This window comes from Providencia heimbachae ATCC 35613, assembly GCF_001655055.1.
Classification (GTDB): Bacteria; Pseudomonadota; Gammaproteobacteria; order Enterobacterales; family Enterobacteriaceae; genus Providencia; species Providencia heimbachae.
On sequence record NZ_LXEW01000038.1, the window covers coordinates 110,191 to 126,564 of the forward strand.

General features: G+C 40.3%; 12 protein-coding genes. 7 read left to right on the plus strand and 5 right to left on the minus strand.

What is annotated here, in order from left to right; translation table 11 throughout:
* Positions 1–9: 9 nt before the first annotated feature.
* The gene (carB, locus tag M998_RS13885; RefSeq protein WP_068439220.1) at positions 10–3,231 is read left to right on the plus strand and encodes a carbamoyl-phosphate synthase large subunit; all 3,222 of its coding nucleotides are present in this window, start codon (positions 10–12) and stop codon (positions 3,229–3,231) included.
* A gap of 62 nt (positions 3,232–3,293) precedes the next feature.
* Here carB and M998_RS13890 read toward each other — a convergent pair whose 3' ends face one another.
* Both M998_RS13890 and metC read right to left on the minus strand, forming a co-directional pair.
* Positions 3,294–3,965 (minus strand): DedA family protein, encoded by a 672-nt coding sequence (locus M998_RS13890; RefSeq protein WP_068909399.1) that lies wholly within the window; start codon positions 3,963–3,965, stop codon positions 3,294–3,296.
* 282 nt (positions 3,966–4,247) lie between these two features.
* Entirely contained in the window at positions 4,248–5,432 is a 1,185-nt protein-coding gene (gene metC / locus M998_RS13895) for a cystathionine beta-lyase (RefSeq protein WP_068439224.1), read from the minus strand.
* 605 nt (positions 5,433–6,037) lie between these two features.
* Here metC and exbB point away from each other — a divergent pair.
* The 4 genes from exbB (at position 6,038) to yedF (ending at position 10,398) form a co-directional block, all read left to right on the plus strand.
* A complete protein-coding gene (exbB, locus tag M998_RS13900; RefSeq protein WP_068909408.1) occupies positions 6,038–7,000 on the plus strand; it encodes a tonB-system energizer ExbB in 963 nt (320 codons plus the stop codon).
* A 5-nt stretch (positions 7,001–7,005) separates the two neighbouring features.
* On the plus strand, positions 7,006–7,431 hold the full coding sequence (gene exbD / locus M998_RS13905; protein ID WP_068439226.1) for a TonB system transport protein ExbD: 426 nt from the start codon (positions 7,006–7,008) through the stop codon (positions 7,429–7,431).
* 1,516 nt (positions 7,432–8,947) lie between these two features.
* Positions 8,948–10,162: a selenium metabolism membrane protein YedE/FdhT gene (yedE, locus tag M998_RS13910; protein WP_068439227.1), complete on the plus strand. Its 1,215-nt coding sequence runs from the start codon at positions 8,948–8,950 to the stop codon at positions 10,160–10,162.
* Entirely contained in the window at positions 10,159–10,398 is a 240-nt protein-coding gene (gene yedF, locus M998_RS13915; RefSeq protein ID WP_068439229.1) for a sulfurtransferase-like selenium metabolism protein YedF, read from the plus strand. Before yedE ends, yedF begins: the two co-directional genes overlap by 4 nt.
* A gap of 43 nt (positions 10,399–10,441) precedes the next feature.
* On the opposite strand, the gene M998_RS13920 is transcribed toward yedF, so the two are convergent.
* The gene (locus M998_RS13920; RefSeq protein ID WP_068439231.1) at positions 10,442–10,966 is read right to left on the minus strand and encodes a GNAT family N-acetyltransferase; all 525 of its coding nucleotides are present in this window, start codon (positions 10,964–10,966) and stop codon (positions 10,442–10,444) included.
* Positions 10,967–11,322: 356 nt separating this feature from the next.
* Positions 11,323–12,228 (minus strand): recombination-associated protein RdgC, encoded by a 906-nt coding sequence (gene rdgC / locus M998_RS13925; RefSeq protein ID WP_068909401.1) that lies wholly within the window; start codon positions 12,226–12,228, stop codon positions 11,323–11,325.
* A 211-nt stretch (positions 12,229–12,439) separates the two neighbouring features.
* Between rdgC and mak the strand changes: the two genes are divergently transcribed.
* Both mak and M998_RS13935 read left to right on the plus strand, forming a co-directional pair.
* A complete protein-coding gene (gene mak, locus M998_RS13930; RefSeq protein WP_068909403.1) occupies positions 12,440–13,345 on the plus strand; it encodes a fructokinase in 906 nt (301 codons plus the stop codon).
* 763 nt (positions 13,346–14,108) lie between these two features.
* Positions 14,109–16,058, plus strand: a complete 1,950-nt coding sequence (locus M998_RS13935) for a bifunctional 2',3'-cyclic-nucleotide 2'-phosphodiesterase/3'-nucleotidase (RefSeq protein WP_511229358.1) — start codon at positions 14,109–14,111, stop codon at positions 16,056–16,058.
* An 83-nt stretch (positions 16,059–16,141) separates the two neighbouring features.
* Here the strand turns inward: M998_RS13935 and M998_RS19670 are convergent.
* Positions 16,142–16,374 (minus strand): YmdA family protein (locus M998_RS19670; protein ID WP_068909405.1); only part of this gene is annotated, 233 nt, incomplete at its 5' end.

Here is a 16,374-nt window from a genome sequence, read left to right on the forward strand (position 1 = left end):
AGCAAAAAAATGGGAAAACGTACAGATATAAAAAGCATCCTGATTTTAGGTGCAGGCCCAATCGTTATCGGTCAAGCATGTGAGTTCGACTATTCTGGTGCTCAAGCCTGTAAAGCATTACGCGAAGAAGGCTATCGCGTTATTTTGGTAAACTCGAACCCTGCCACCATCATGACTGACCCTGAGATGGCAGATGCGACTTACATTGAACCCATTCATTGGGAAGTTGTACGTAAAATCATTGAAAAAGAGCGCCCAGATGCTGTTTTACCGACAATGGGTGGGCAAACTGCGCTGAACTGTGCATTAGAACTTGAACGCCAAGGTGTCCTTGCCGAATTTGGCGTGACCATGATTGGTGCCACTGCTGATGCAATTGATAAAGCAGAAGACCGTCAACGTTTTGATAAAGCGATGAAAAAAATCGGTTTAGGGACGGCGCGTTCCGGCTTTGCTCACAATATGGAAGAAGCCTATGCCGTCGCTGATGATGTGGGCTTTCCTTGTATCATTCGCCCCTCATTTACCATGGGCGGAAGCGGCGGCGGTATCGCTTACAATCGTGAAGAATTTGAAGAAATTTGTACTCGTGGGCTCGACTTATCGCCTACCAATGAATTGTTAATTGATGAATCATTGATTGGTTGGAAAGAGTATGAAATGGAAGTCGTTCGTGACAAAAATGATAACTGTATTATCGTTTGTTCGATCGAAAACTTTGATGCGATGGGGATCCACACCGGTGACTCAATTACGGTTGCGCCAGCACAGACTCTGACTGACAAAGAGTATCAAATTATGCGTGATGCTTCGATGGCGGTATTGCGTGAAATCGGAGTGGAAACGGGGGGATCTAACGTCCAGTTCTCTGTTAACCCAAAAGATGGTCGCCTGATTGTTATCGAAATGAACCCGCGGGTTTCGCGCTCTTCGGCTCTCGCATCTAAAGCGACAGGTTTCCCGATTGCAAAAATTGCCGCAAAATTGGCGGTAGGATATACCCTTGATGAGCTGATGAATGATATTACAGGTGGTCGCACACCTGCCTCATTTGAGCCGTCAATTGACTATGTTGTCACTAAAATCCCTCGTTTTAACTTTGAAAAATTTGCAGGAACGAATGATCGTCTGACAACCCAAATGAAATCCGTAGGGGAAGTCATGGCGATTGGCCGTACTTTCCAAGAGTCGATGCAAAAAGCATTACGCGGTCTCGAAGTGGGGGCAACAGGTTTCGACCCTAAAGTGAATCAAGACGATCCTGAAGCATTAACACGTATTCGCCGTGAGCTGAAAGAAGCAGGGGCAGAGCGTATTTGGTATGTTGCCGATGCTTTCCGTGCAGGATTATCCGTTGATGGTATTTTTAATTTAACGAATATTGACCGTTGGTTCTTAGTCCAAATTGAAGAACTGGTTCGCCTTGAAGAACAGGTTGCCGAGCAAGGTATTAATGGACTGACTAAAGACTTCTTACGTGCACTTAAACGTAAAGGTTTTTCTGATGAGCGCCTTGCTAAACTTGTTGGTGTATCAGAAGCTGAATTACGTAAATTGCGCCAAGGGTATGATTTGCACCCAGTTTATAAGCGTGTTGATACCTGCGCTGCTGAATTCGCTACCGATACCGCTTATATGTATTCCACTTATGAAGATGAGTGTGAATCAAACCCTAACAATGATAAGCCAAAAGTGATGGTGTTAGGCGGTGGACCAAACCGTATCGGGCAAGGCATTGAGTTTGACTACTGCTGTGTCCATGCATCTCTGGCGCTACGTGAAGACGGTTATGAAACCATCATGGTTAACTGTAACCCTGAAACCGTATCGACGGATTATGATACCTCGGATCGCCTCTATTTTGAGCCTGTTACCCTCGAAGATGTTTTAGAAATTGTTCGTATTGAACAGCCTAAAGGTGTGATTGTGCAATATGGTGGCCAGACACCATTGAAGCTTGCGAGAGCGCTTGAAGCTGCGGGGGTTCCTATTATTGGTACTAGTCCTGATGCCATCGACCGCGCCGAAGACCGTGAGCGTTTCCAACAAGCAGTTAATCGCCTAAACCTTAAACAGCCCAAAAATGCCACGGTAGCAACGATAGAACAAGCTGTTGAGAAAGCCGTAGGAATTGGTTATCCGCTGGTAGTGCGTCCATCGTATGTTCTCGGTGGTCGGGCAATGGAAATCGTTTACGATGAAATCGATTTACGTCGCTACTTCCAAAATGCGGTGAGTGTCTCGAATGATGCGCCTGTGCTACTGGATCGCTTTTTAGATGATGCGATTGAAGTGGATGTTGATGCTATTTGTGACGGTGAGATGGTATTGATTGGCGGCATTATGGAGCACATCGAGCAAGCCGGTGTTCACTCAGGTGACTCGGCGTGTTCATTACCTGCTTATACACTTAGCCAAGAAATTCAAGATGTAATGCGTGAGCAAGTACGTAACTTAGCTTTCGAACTGCGTGTGCGTGGTTTGATGAACGTACAATTTGCGGTGAAAAATAACGAAGTATATCTGATTGAAGTAAACCCTCGAGCTGCAAGAACCGTCCCTTTTGTATCGAAAGCGACAGGTGTCCAGTTAGCGAAAGTTGCTGCCCGAGTGATGGTTGGCCAAACGCTGACACAACAAGGCGTTACAAAAGAAGTTATCCCTCCTTACTATTCAGTGAAAGAGGTGGTTTTACCGTTTAATAAATTCCAAGGTGTAGATCCCATTCTTGGGCCTGAAATGCGTTCTACGGGTGAAGTGATGGGTGTCGGCCGCACTTTTGCAGAAGCGTTTGCTAAAGCCATGTTAGGCAGTAGCTCGACCATGAAAAAGTCAGGTCGTGCGCTATTATCTGTGCGTGAAGGCGATAAAACCCGCGTAGTTGATTTAGCCGCTAAGCTGCTAAAACACGGTTTTGAATTGGATGCAACACACGGCACGGCAATCGTGCTGGGTGAAGCGGGAATTAATCCTCGCTTAGTGAATAAGGTTCATGAAGGTCGCCCGCACATTCAAGATAGAATCAAAAACGGTGAGTATGACTACATCGTTAATACGACAGCAGGACGCCAAGCAATCGAAGATTCTAAGTTGATCCGTCGTAGTGCCTTACAATATAAGGTGCATTACGATACGACATTAAATGGGGGCTTTGCGACGACGATGTCATTGAGCGCTGACCCAACAGAGAAGGTGATTTCAGTACAAGAGATGCATGCATTAATTAAGTAATTATTTAATTACCTATATTAACCTCAGTGATTGAAAAGTCACTGAGGTTTTTTGTTTTTTGACTAGCTTTCTTTCTTATTAAACCCTTTACGGTGTTTCCAATACATAACAATTGAGCCAATTAGCCCAGCAACGAGTAAAATAACGGGAATGATCATCAAGGCGCTAATAACGATTTGTTCGTGTTCTTTCACAAAAGGTATTTGGTTAAGTGCATAACCGAGTGTGACAATAATGCTTACCCACAATAAGCCGCTTAACCAATTAAATAATTGGAAGCGACGGTGGCTTAAATCAGAAAGGCCAGCGAGTACCGGTAATAGTGTGCGAACAAAGGCTAAGAAACGACCGATAAGCAGTGCATATAGGCCTTGCTTATTAAACATATTATTCGCTTTTGTATGATATTCATCGGGGATCTGTGATAACCAGCGTTTGACCATGTTGGTTTCGCTTAGCCATCTTCCTTGGAGAAAACCAAGCCAACAACCAAGACTAGCAGCGGTGGCTAAGAGCAGGATGGTGGGAATAAAATGCAACACACCTTTTGCAATTAATGCGCCGGAGAGGATCAGCAGTGTATCACCGGGTAGAAACGCGGCGGGAAGCACCCCATTTTCTAACACGATGATAATAAAAAGCACGGTATAAATAACCCAAAGGACTTCAGGGTTGGATAGTTTAAGGAAATCGTGTTGCCAAAGTGCTTGTACGATTTCGCGTAGGACTTCCATAGTCGTTCCTGTATCTGCAAAAGCGAATTTCTGAATCTATCTTACAGGAAAAAGAATGGTGGAGTTTGATTTGTTTGGACTATTAGGTTGTTAGCGAATAAATAATATTGTTGATATATAAGTGCCATACTTCAAGTCGGAAACTTGTTGGCTACACTTAGCGGTTTTAGTTATATCGCTTATCTATGCTCTTCGCTTACTTCTGTTTATCACCGACTTGCTGTTCGAATTATTTTGAGTATAGGACGCGATTATTTAGATAATTGCGCCCTTAAACACACATTAGATCCGTTGAAATGCTAATTGTAAGTCATCAATTAAATCTTGTGGGTGCTCAAGACCGATATGAACACGGAAAAAAGTGCCCTTATTTGGTTGATAGTCATACTGTCGCATACTGAGTAAATCTTCAGTTTGGTAGCCTAATATCAGTGATTCATAGCCACCCCATGAATAGCCCATTTTAAAATGCGTAAAGTTATCGAGAAATTCACTGAATTGCTCTGTGGAGAGCCGTGATTTAAGCTGAAAAGAAAACAACCCATTGCAGCCAGAAAAATCGCGAATAAAAAATGCATGACCGGGGGATGAAGCTAACGCGGGGTGGAAAACTTGCTCAACTTGGGGCTGTTCAAGCAACCAATTTGCGACAATTAAGCTATTGGTTTCATGCTGCTTTAAACGAGTAGCTAAGGTATGAAGACCTCTGCCCGCCATATAAACAGTATCAGGATCTGCAGTTTGACCTAAAAGATAAGAGTTTTCGCGTAGTGTTTCGATGCAACGCTCATTGGCGACAGCTACCCCTAACATACCATCAGAATGGCCATTAATGTATTTAGTGGCAGACTGAATCGAAATATCCACGCCTAATAATAACGGTTTGAGCAAAACACCCGCAGCCCAAGTGTTATCAATCATAATAATAATATCAGGTGATTTTTGTCGGATGGCTTTTACGATTGCCGGGATATCATGGACTTCCATAGTGATAGAGCCGGGAGATTCTAAGAATACAATTGAGGTATTCGGGCGAATTAAATCACCAATATTTTCACCAATTAAGGGATCAAAATAGGTCGTTTCGATATTGAGTTTGGTGGCAATTTTGTCACAAAAATTCTGAGTTGGGTCATAAGCCGAGCCGGTTACAAGAATATGCTCACCTGAACAAGCAAATGATAAAATCGCATTGGTAATTGCAGCTGCGCCTGAAGGGTATAAAACACTACCAGCACCACATTCTAGCTCTGTCATTGCTTCTTGAAATGCAAAATGGGTTTGGGTGCCACGACGTCCATAGAAAAGAACACCATTTGCACGGTTGTGAGTCGCATGGCGTTTTTCTTCTAGCGAGTTAAAAATAACAGATGAAGTACGTTGGATAACAGGGTTAACCCCTTTTTGGGTATATTTAGGGTTTCTACCAAGGTGAACCAATTGAGTTTCAGGCCTAATTTTTGCCATGTTATATTTCTCTTATCCTTAATTATATTAAGCACGCTGGCTATTTAATCATCTTAAGTTAGATGATTTGATGCCATGAGTGCAAGGATAATGCAGCAACCTGATTATTCTTCATCTTTATATTCACCCTAATTCAAGCTGTAGGGTTGTTGGCTACGCTCAGCTACTCGGGTCACATACTTGTGTATGCTCCCCGAGATACCTTTGCTTGCCGCCTACCTACAATTTGAATTATTGAGATATAAAAAATTCAATGAATAGGGTTGTTGGCTACGCTCAGCGACTCAGGTTACATACTTATTGTGTGCTCCCCGAGGTATCTTTGCTTGCCGCCGACCTGTAACTTAGTTAAATAGAGATTAACTAAAATACCCTCATCATGGGCGAGGGCTTCCTTGTCGAAGCGCAAAAAGAGTAAAAAATTCGCGAATACTAATGATAATTACTATCAATTCGCGCTGTGTTTGATATTATCTGCATCGTCTTTTTAAAAAGAGACCTACAGTGCGAGTTACATTTCGCTTTTAAAGATGAGTCGATGAATGGCACAATCATCGATATTAACTTATTTATACAACACTAAAATAGAGAGTAAAGGCCAACTGATGCGTAAACTAACAGCTTCTATTCTATTGGCGATCGGCTTGATGGGCACTACAGCAATAGCAGTAGCGGAAACCGCGCCCGCAACGGCACCAACTGCAGCACAAAGCACACCATCAACACCGTCATCTGAAAATTCAACCACGCCAACAACGACACCAAGTGCTGAAGTTGCATCAGTACCCTCGACGTCTCCTTCTGCACCCGCTCAAAATGCAGGAACAAATACCGAGGTTGTGAGTGAACGTATTGAAATCGCAACAGAAAACCAAGGTGGTGGTTTTGATACAGACCTCTCTGTTTGGGGAATGTACCAAAATGCGGACGTTGTTGTTAAAACCGTGATGATCGGTTTAATTATCGCGTCTGTGATTACTTGGGCTCTGTTCTTCTCTAAAGGCATTGAGATTTTAATCGCTCGTCGCCGCTTAAAATATGAAACCAAAGCAATTGCAGCAGTAAAATCTCTCGATGAAGCCGTCGATATTGCGAATGACTTCAAGGCAAACAGCATCACACGGATGCTACTTAATGAAGCTATTGTAGAAAGAACACTTTCTGCGAATAGTACTGACCTTTCGGGTACAAAAGACCGAACTGCTTTCCGTTTAGAACGTTCTGTTGCTGCCATTAGCCGCTATATGGGGCGTGGTAATGGGTATTTAGCAACAATTGGTGCGATTTCACCCTTTGTTGGGCTTTTTGGTACTGTCTGGGGGATCATGAACAGCTTTATCGGGATTGCCCACTCGCAGACAACGAATCTTGCTGTTGTCGCACCCGGGATTGCAGAGGCATTATTGGCAACAGCAATTGGTCTTATTGCGGCCATCCCTGCGGTTGTGATTTACAATATTTTTGCCAGAATGATCAACAATTATCGTGGTCAAGTGGGTGATACCGCAGCACAAGCGGCATTATTACTGGGACGAGATCTCGATCTAGCAAATAGCAAAGCAAGGTAATAATTATGGCAATGCGTTTAGGTGACGAACAAGATGACAGTGGTGAAATGCATGAGATTAACGTAACACCATTCATTGATGTTATGTTGGTCTTGCTGATTATCTTTATGGTTGCGGCGCCATTGGCGACGGTTGATATCAAAGTTGACTTACCTGCTTCGACAGCAAAACCGCAGCCACGCCCAGAAAAACCGGTATTCCTTACGGTTAAAGCCGATAGCCAATTATTTATTGGTGATCAAGCAGTATCAAAAGAACAGCTTGCAGCAACACTTGATCAAGCAACGAATACCAATAAAGAAACAACTATCTTTTTCCAAGCGGACAAGAGTGTTGATTATGAGACTATGATGGACGTTATGAATACATTACGCCAATCGGGTTATCTTAAAATTGGTTTGGTTGGTATGGAAGCGACGTCTTCTAAATAAATTTTATCTTGAAAAGATACTATTTTCGATTTAGATATTAGTATGTTAAACGCGTTCTATGTTTCAGTTTTAGTCTGTTAAGTTAAGCTGAAATATAGAGCGCGTTTTGTTTTAACCTCAGCTACCTGAGTCACATACTTGTGTATACTTCCAAGGGGTAGTTCAATTGCCGCCTACCTGCCACTCGAATTATTTAGAGTATATATCTGTTTAGTTTATTGACCTTCATTTAGTCATTAATGAGGTTTTATGTGCTCGTCAAATAGACGAATTAATTCACTTATTGATAATAAAATATTTTATTTTCATTCATAATGATTAAAAATATTTAACTTTAATTGCGTGTTTTTACTTGAAAATAACGGTTATGACGGATTAAAATTCCGGCTATTCAGGTCTGGTTGGTTAAAGTATGCAATGAGTGATAATTAAAAATAAACCATTTAATAAGTGTGGTAATAGGTTTATAGGGTATGATATAAGGGTTTATACGTTGAAAAATAAATACCATTAAAAACTACATGGATTTAAAGCAGTTGATTTATATAAAAATAATGTCTTTTTATGATTGACTAATAAAAAGAAAAATTAAGGATTATAAAAGAATGAATAATTAAATAGAGGTTAATTATAAGTCATGTTAATGATTTTTATAATTAATGATTTAGCTCAGCATATTAAAAAATAAATTTATAATATTTATTAATATTAGAATTATTAACTAAAATAATTGTGAATATATATTTTTAAAATTATTACTTTATAAGTAATATTTTTATTTTATTTTTACTTGTTTTTATTTTGTATCAAAACATTGATTTTATTGATTATTTTGTTTTTTGTTAATTATTTTATATTAAATAAAAAAACACTTGCACCATAGGTAAGTTACGCTATAATGCAATCAATAACATTTTGAAATACTTTTAAATATTTATTCACATTGATTTTTTAATTTTAAAATCAACTTATGCTAGAGAAAGAATAAAACTCTAACTGGGGTTTTAATTAGATTGAGACTAAGTTTTATATTGAAGTAGATATAATTACTTAGTTGCTAACTTAAATCATATGTTGTATTGAATAGTTTTAAAAAATGTTATTACTGAAGTCAATGGGCTGACTTTAGACTACGCATAGCAAGCGACGCCGTTACAACGGCAATTTCATATTATATTCCTCTATAGATAAAATAAGACTACATTTCCAGCGTTATCGATTCGATAACGCTTTTTTTTATATATTTTTTGTTTAATTTCAAATTATTAACGTGATTCAATGTAAAGAATGCGTTCTTGTTTCTATGTTGTGCATAACAATATTTTTCAATATTTTGTGACATAATTCCTTCACGAAAAAAATTATCAGAGTATGATGTGCACCTCTTCGCTGTGGGGCGGTTATATCTTGATATCTCAAAGTTGCATACGCTTGAATTATCTTAAATATAACTATTAAATGATTACAACAGCGAAATTCTTTGCCAGGTACTGGTATAAATGAATTGGAAGTTACAATGACTTGGTCTGAGTTCAAATCTCGCTATCTCATCGGTTTTTGGAAACCACTACCTGCAGTTATTGCTGCTGGTATTTTGTCTACCTACTATTTTGGTCTTACTGGTACATTTTGGGCTGTTACTGGCGAGTTTACTCGTTGGGGTGGGCACGTTATGCAATTGTTTGGTGCTGAGCCTGAAAATTGGGGTTACTTCAAAGTCATTGGTTTTGAAGGCAGTCCGCTAGATAGGATCGATGGTGTGATGATCATCGGTATGTTTGCTGGATGCATTGCCGCCGCCTTGTGGGCAAATAACGTCAAATTACGCATGCCTCAGCATCGAATTAGGATCTTTCAAGCTATTTTAGGTGGAATTATCGCCGGGTTTGGTGCGCGCCTTGCAATGGGTTGTAACCTAGCGGCTTTCTTTACTGGGATCCCTCAGTTTTCTCTGCATGCATGGTATTTTGCCGTTGCGACCGCCGCCGGCTCGTATTTCGGTGCAAAATTTACACTGATGCCAATGTTTAGAATTCCCGTTAAATTGAAAAAGGTGAGTGCGGCTTCTCCGTTGACACAACGAGCAGATATTGCCAAAAAACGTTTTAGATTGGGAATGATTATTTTCACACTATCTCTGGCATGGGGTTTCTACACATTGCTGGATTCTCCAGTAATGGGATTTGCAATATTGTGTGGGATTGGTTTTGGATTACTGATTGAACGGGCGCAAATCTGTTTTACATCCGCATTTCGTGATTTATGGATCACGGGCCGTACTCATATGGCTAAAGCTATTATTATCGGTATGGCGGTAAGTGCGATTGGTATTTTTAGTTACGTTCAATTAGGTGCTACACCAAAAATTCTGTGGGCAGGACCGAATGCGGTTATCGGCGGACTGTTGTTTGGTTTTGGGATTGTTCTTGCGGGAGGTTGTGAAACTGGCTGGATGTATCGTGCAGTAGAAGGTCAGGTGCATTACTGGTGGGTTGGCTTTGGTAATATCATTGGTGCTACGATCCTTGCTTATTATTGGGATGACTTAGCACCATGGTTGGCAACAGATTTCGATAAAGTTAATTTACTCGAAACATTTGGTCCGGAAGGTGGTTTACTGGTCACCTATGGATTATTAGCGATTGCGTTTGCATTGATGTTGCTATGGGAAAAACATTTTTTCCGTAAGCGTGCGCAAAAAGCGACAAACACCTCAATGGAGGCATTATGAGCCAGAAAGAAATAATTCCTGATTATCGTTTGGATATGGTTGGTGAACCTTGCCCATATCCGGCGGTTGCAACACTTGAAGCAATGCCATCGTTAAAGCCCGGTGAAATATTGGAAGTGGTAAGTGATTGCCCACAATCAATCAATAACATTCCATTAGATGCAAAAAACTATGGCTATAAAGTGCTTGATATTCAGCAGGATGGACCAACAATTCGTTATTTAATCCAAAAGTAACGATATTGTTATTGGGCGGGTATCTGATTACCCGCCTAACAATTTATTCCACTTCTAAAGTATCGTCCTGCCAATGTGTAATATCTAATACAAGCTCGCATTCATCATCGACATAGCCACCGGTCGGCATAAACCCTAATTTTTTATAGAACTCAAATGGGCTTTCTTCCCCTTCACCACAGCTATTATAAAGACGTGGATAACCTTTCTTTTTTAAATAACGTATAACCTGAATTAATGCTTCCCGGCCAAAACCTAATTTTTGATAAGGTTCAGCAATCATAAAACGCCAAAGCATAATCCCTTCATATTCTAACTCATCATCATCTAAACCAGAATGCAGCATAATGAATCCAACGGGAATATCATCAGCGTAAATACCTCGATACCAAGCACAGCTGGAAAATTGGGCTTCTACCATGGAGTAAGCATTATCAGCAACCATATTGCGTTGTGCTTCGCTTAGAGTATGGCTAAGTAGGCAGATTTCTGAAAAATTATCAGCGGTGACTTTTTGTAAGGTAACAAGGGAATTTTCATCCACTTCAGGTTCGATGAACTCTTTCATAACAATTCCTTCGATTTAATATTGACCATAACTCCGAAAGCGGAGAAAACTATTCATTATTTTTATTTAATTAATCAAGGTTACGACAAATTTGTTACATAGATGTAATTCAATCAACCAGAGATTGGATAGGCAGTCAACGACTTCATTATGGCATTGCAGGTGGGGTCAAAAAAGTTGTGGTAACTTACAATAAGATAAGCGGTTATCGTGAGGTAGTTATACTCGCCATACTTCAGACCATAGGGTTGTTGATTAAACGTAGTGGCCCGAATCACCTCGTTTACTTCGGTTCATCGGACTATCTTCGCTTGCTACTTACCTATAGATTCGAATTATTTTGAGTATATAACGTATTAGTGCTCAGCTTCGCCGCCAAGAACGTCGATCAATCGTGCAATTAGCGCACTAAGTTCACCCGTCATTAAGGTGTAGTCAGCATCAAATTTCTGTGCGTAATCTTCTTTACCAATATCGTCATTTTGTTCTTTTAATGTATCACTGAATTTTAATCGTTTCAGTGAACCATCATCTGATAGCATGAATTGAATACGTTCTTCCCAATCTAATGCCAGTTTAGTAACAAGTTTACCGGCTTCAATGTGTGTCGCGATTTCATCAGAAATAAGGGCTTGTTTTTTACAACGAATAATACCGCCTTCTTCTAAAATTGCTTTTAATTCAGCTTCATCCATCACAGCAAAGCCTTGAGGAAGTGAGCCTGAGCGGATCCATTCAGTTAATGTAAGCTCAATCGGATCTTTAAACGTAAGCGGAACAACGGGCAGTGAGCCTAAACTTTTACGTAATAAGGCTAAATTGTCTTCAGCACGCTTAGCACTTGCTGCATCGACGATAATTAATTGGTTTACGGTATCAATCCAAATATAGGTTTTACTGAATTTACTAAATGCACGGGGCAACAAGGCATGTACCACTTCATCCTTTAAGGAATCTTTTTCTGTTTTTTTCAGTTTACGGCCTTGGTCTGCTTCAAGCTTTTCAATTTTATCTTGCAACTCCTGTTTAATAACCGGAGATGGCAGCATTTTTTCTTCTTTTTTGGCGCAAATTAGAATTTGATTCCCAGCGGCATGAGTAAGTGCATCACCGCCACGCATTGGTGATACCCAGCCTGTTTTCATCATGTCTTGGCTGCCACAGGGTTGATAGGCAAGTGGGGCAAGCTGCTTTTCCAGATCATCAGCTGAGAGTGCCAAGTCCCGATTCAGGCGATAGACCAATATATTCTTGAACCACATGAAAAACCTACCTTTGTTAATGGATTGCTGGTTATAGCAGGGAACTATGATAGCGAATTGCCAGTTATTAAGCGAAAAAAAATACTGTTTTAAAGTTTTTGCTTATTTTGAATCACTTTTGTGATCATCGCGTAATTTTACTTTCTTCACCTTGGTATCAATAATATATATAGGTAATGATATGTGAAATCGATAATAAGAGAGCATCATAATGAGAATTGGTATTGATTTAGGTGGAACAAAAATTGAAGTCATTGCATTGGATGATAATGGCGAGACATTATTCAGAAAAAGAATACCAACTCCTCGCGGTGATTACGTTGCAACTCTGAATGCTATCGTAAGTTTGGTTAATGATGCCGAAACGGCAACGGGTATAACAGGAAGTGTTGGTGTTGGTATTCCCGGAACTTTGTCGCCTATTACCGGAAAAGTTAAAAATGCAAACTCAACATGGCTCAATGGGCAGGCCTTTGATGTGGATTTAGCAAGGTTACTTAATCGTCCCATTAAAATGGCTAATGACGCTAATTGTCTTGCTGTTTCAGAAGCCGTAGATGGTGCTGGTGCTGGGGCTAAAGTGGTTTTCGCCGTTATTATCGGGACAGGGTGTGGCGCTGGAATTGCGATTAATGGGCAAGTTCATTCTGGCGGAAATGGTGTTGCCGGGGAATGGGGGCATAATCCTTTACCGTGGCAAGATGATAAAGATAGGCTATTTCTTGATGGTGAAGTTTGTTATTGCGGTTTAAGGGGTTGCACGGAATTATTTGTATCCGGTACAGGTTTTATTGCGGATTTTAAAAAGCTTTCAGGGGAGCAAATAGTAGGGACAGAGATTGTAAAGTTGGCAAAGTCAGGTAATAAGCAAGCATTATTGGCCATAGATAACTATCAAACACGTTTGGCAAAAGCGTTAGCTCAGGCAATCAATATGTTAGATCCCGATGTCATTGTATTGGGTGGTGGAATGAGTAACGTCGAAAGTTTATATGAGGAATTACCCGCAAAAATTCGTCATTATATTTTTGGTCGTGAGTGTGATACGCCTATCCGAAAAGCGGTGCATGGGGACTCGAGTGGGGTGCGAGGCGCTGCTTGGCTACATTCGTCCTAATTCAAGTTGTAGGGGTGTTGGCTTCACTCGCTAACCTCGGTCACATACTTATGTATGCTCCTCGGGTCTCTCTCATTTGCCGCCTACCTGCAACTCGAATTAGTTAGAGTATGGATACTCGTCATACTTCACGTTGTAGGGGTGTTGGCCTCCCTCAGCTACCCGAGTCACATACTTGTGTATGCCCCCAAGGATTAGCTCAATTGCCGCCTACCTGCAACTCGAATTAGTTAGAGTATGGATACTCGTCATACTTCGCGTTGTAGGGGTGTTGGCTTCACTCGCTAACCTTAGTCACATACTTGTGTATGCTCCCAAGGATTAGCTCAATTGCCGCCTACCTACAACACGAATTATTTAGAGTATAAATTTTGGATGTTATATTTATAATGTCGCGATACGTATTTAACCGTATTATTAGTCTTAACTGCACTTAGTCATCAAAATCACATCGCGTATTTGAAACTATCAAAGCTACCTCGGTATTTTTTCTCATAACTTGAATTATTTAGGCGATAGAGATCACGATTAATTCATTTTTGTGACCGGCATTAAACTCAGCATTCATAAATAGATGAAAACCGTGATTTAGTCACAGAAAATGGTTACTGTTTGCAGTGTATTATCATTAAAAGTTGATATCTGACACATCGTAAGCGGCTGTAGCATCATTTTTGTTTTATTTTTAATCGATGATGTACGGTTGGCTATGAAATTAGAGAGGCTATTTTCTCTCGTATAAAGGCAGCTAAGGGGATTTATAGTGAATAAAGTACTGAAATTATCATCGCTTGCTTTGCTAGTTGCATTTAATGCAAACGCAGCAACGGTTGATTTACGTGTAATGGAAACATCGGATGTACACAGTAACTTGGTTGACTTTGATTATTATAAAGATAAACCAACAGAGCAATTTGGTTATGTCCGTACAGCAACATTAATTAAAGCGGCTAAAAAAGAAGCGACTAATGCGGTTTTGGTTGATAATGGTGACTTGATCCAAGGAAGCCCACTTGCAGATTATATGGCAGGTAAAGGCCTGAAAGAGGGTGAGTCTCACCCAGCACATCAACTATTGAATACAATGGGTTATACCGTAGGTAACTTTGGTAACCATGAATTCAACTTTGGGTTGGAATTTCTGCAAAAAGCGATAGCAGGGGCTAAATTCCCCTACATTAACGCTAATATTATCGACGCTAAAACAGGTGAAAACTATTTTACTCCTTATATTATTGTTGATACCCCTGTAAAAGACAGAGATGGCAAAACACATAATATCAAAATTGGTTATATCGGCTTTGTTCCGCCACAAATTCTAATTTGGGATAAACCAAATTTAGAAGGTAAAGTGCGGGTAAATGATATTACCGAAACAGCGAAAAAATTTGTTCCACAGATGAAAAAAGAGGGCGCTGACCTCGTTGTTGCCATTCCTCACTCCGGCTTCTCACAAGAGCCATATAAAGCGATGGCAGAAAACTCAGTCTATTATCTCAGTGAAGTCCCGGGTATCGACGCAATCATGTTTGGTCACTCACACGGTGTGTTCCCAAGCAAAGATTTCAACGATATCAAAGGCGTTGATGTTGCAAAAGGTACTGTAAATGGTGTTCCTGCTGTCATGCCGGGTCAATGGGGTGATCACTTAGGTGTGGTTGACTTAGTGGTCAACAACGATGATGGTGGCTGGAAAGTTATTGATGCCAATGCGCATGCGCGTCCGGTTTATGATAAAGCCAACAAGAAAGCGTTAGTTGAGCGTGATGATGAACTAGCTAAAATTATTGACGAGCAGCATCAAGATACACGTAAGTTTGTCGGTAAGCTGATCGGTAAAGCATCTGAAAACATGTACAGCTATTTAGCGCTGGTTCAGAGCGATCCAACCGTTCAAATCGTGAATGATGCGCAAGTTGATTACACGAAAACCTTTATTCAAGGTGATCCAGATCTCGCAGATTTGCCTGTGTTAGCTGCGGCTGCTCCATTTAAAGCGGGTGGTCGTAAGAACTCACCAACTGAATTTATTGAAGTTGAAAAAGGCGATCTCACTTTCCGTAATGCGGCGGATCTTTACCTCTATCCAAATACATTGGTAGTAGTTAAAGCGACGGGTGCAGATGTGGTTGAATGGTTAGAGTGTTCTGCGGGTATGTTTAACCAAATTGATGCGCAGTCAACCGCACCACAAAGCTTACTGAATTGGAACGGCTTTAGAACTTATAATTTCGATACGATTAGCGGTGTAAATTACCAAATCGACCTGACTCAACCGGCTAAATATGATGTTGATTGCCAAACAGTCAATAAAGATGCAAATCGAATTAAAAACGTGACTTATCAAGGTAAGCCGATTGATCCGAAAGCAACTTTCTTGGTAGCAACCAATAACTATCGTGGATACGGTGGTAAATTTGCGGGAACGGGAGACAATAATATTGCCTTTGCATCCCCAGATGAAAACCGTTCAATCTTAGCCGCTTATATTGCGAAAGAGTCTAAAGAAAAAGGTGAAATATCGACTAAAGCCGCGAATAACTGGTCATTTACGCCAATTAAAACGGACAAAAAATTAGATGTTCGTTTTGAAACGGCACCAAGTGAAAAAGCCGCTACATTTATTAAAGAAAATGGGCAATACCCAATGAAGCAAGTGGGTACAGATGAAATCGGTTTTGCAATTTACCAAATTGACTTAACTGAGAAGTAGTGTTGTATTAATTGCTTATAGAGCCTACCGACGCAGTATCCGTTGGTAGGCTTTTTGTTATTTCTGTTCTAACAACAAATAGGTTATTCATAAGTAATATTTAACATGGGTAATTTACTGAACTTATCATATTCAACTTTGACATAGTCAGACTCAAGTTTTCTTCCATTCTTTAATGAAGCTGTTACTGTTTCATTTTTTCCATTTCGAAAACATTGAACATTTACATCTGTTTTATTTGTTAACTTTACTTCACATTGAGGTTCATAAACATAGCCTGTAAATGTAATTGTTCCGCCAGATGAATTCGTTGTAG

Coding starts and splice junctions, on each gene's coding strand:
- carB (WP_068439220.1), top strand. CDS start 10: ATGGGAAAACGTACAGATATAAAAAGCATCCTGATTTTAGGTGCAGGC.
- M998_RS13890 (WP_068909399.1), bottom strand. CDS start 3,965: ATGGAAGTCCTACGCGAAATCGTACAAGCACTTTGGCAACACGATTTC.
- metC (WP_068439224.1), bottom strand. CDS start 5,432: ATGGCAAAAATTAGGCCTGAAACTCAATTGGTTCACCTTGGTAGAAAC.
- exbB (WP_068909408.1), top strand. CDS start 6,038: ATGCGTAAACTAACAGCTTCTATTCTATTGGCGATCGGCTTGATGGGC.
- exbD (WP_068439226.1), top strand. CDS start 7,006: ATGGCAATGCGTTTAGGTGACGAACAAGATGACAGTGGTGAAATGCAT.
- yedE (WP_068439227.1), top strand. CDS start 8,948: ATGACTTGGTCTGAGTTCAAATCTCGCTATCTCATCGGTTTTTGGAAA.
- yedF (WP_068439229.1), top strand. CDS start 10,159: ATGAGCCAGAAAGAAATAATTCCTGATTATCGTTTGGATATGGTTGGT.
- M998_RS13920 (WP_068439231.1), bottom strand. CDS start 10,966: ATGAAAGAGTTCATCGAACCTGAAGTGGATGAAAATTCCCTTGTTACC.
- rdgC (WP_068909401.1), bottom strand. CDS start 12,228: ATGTGGTTCAAGAATATATTGGTCTATCGCCTGAATCGGGACTTGGCA.
- mak (WP_068909403.1), top strand. CDS start 12,440: ATGAGAATTGGTATTGATTTAGGTGGAACAAAAATTGAAGTCATTGCA.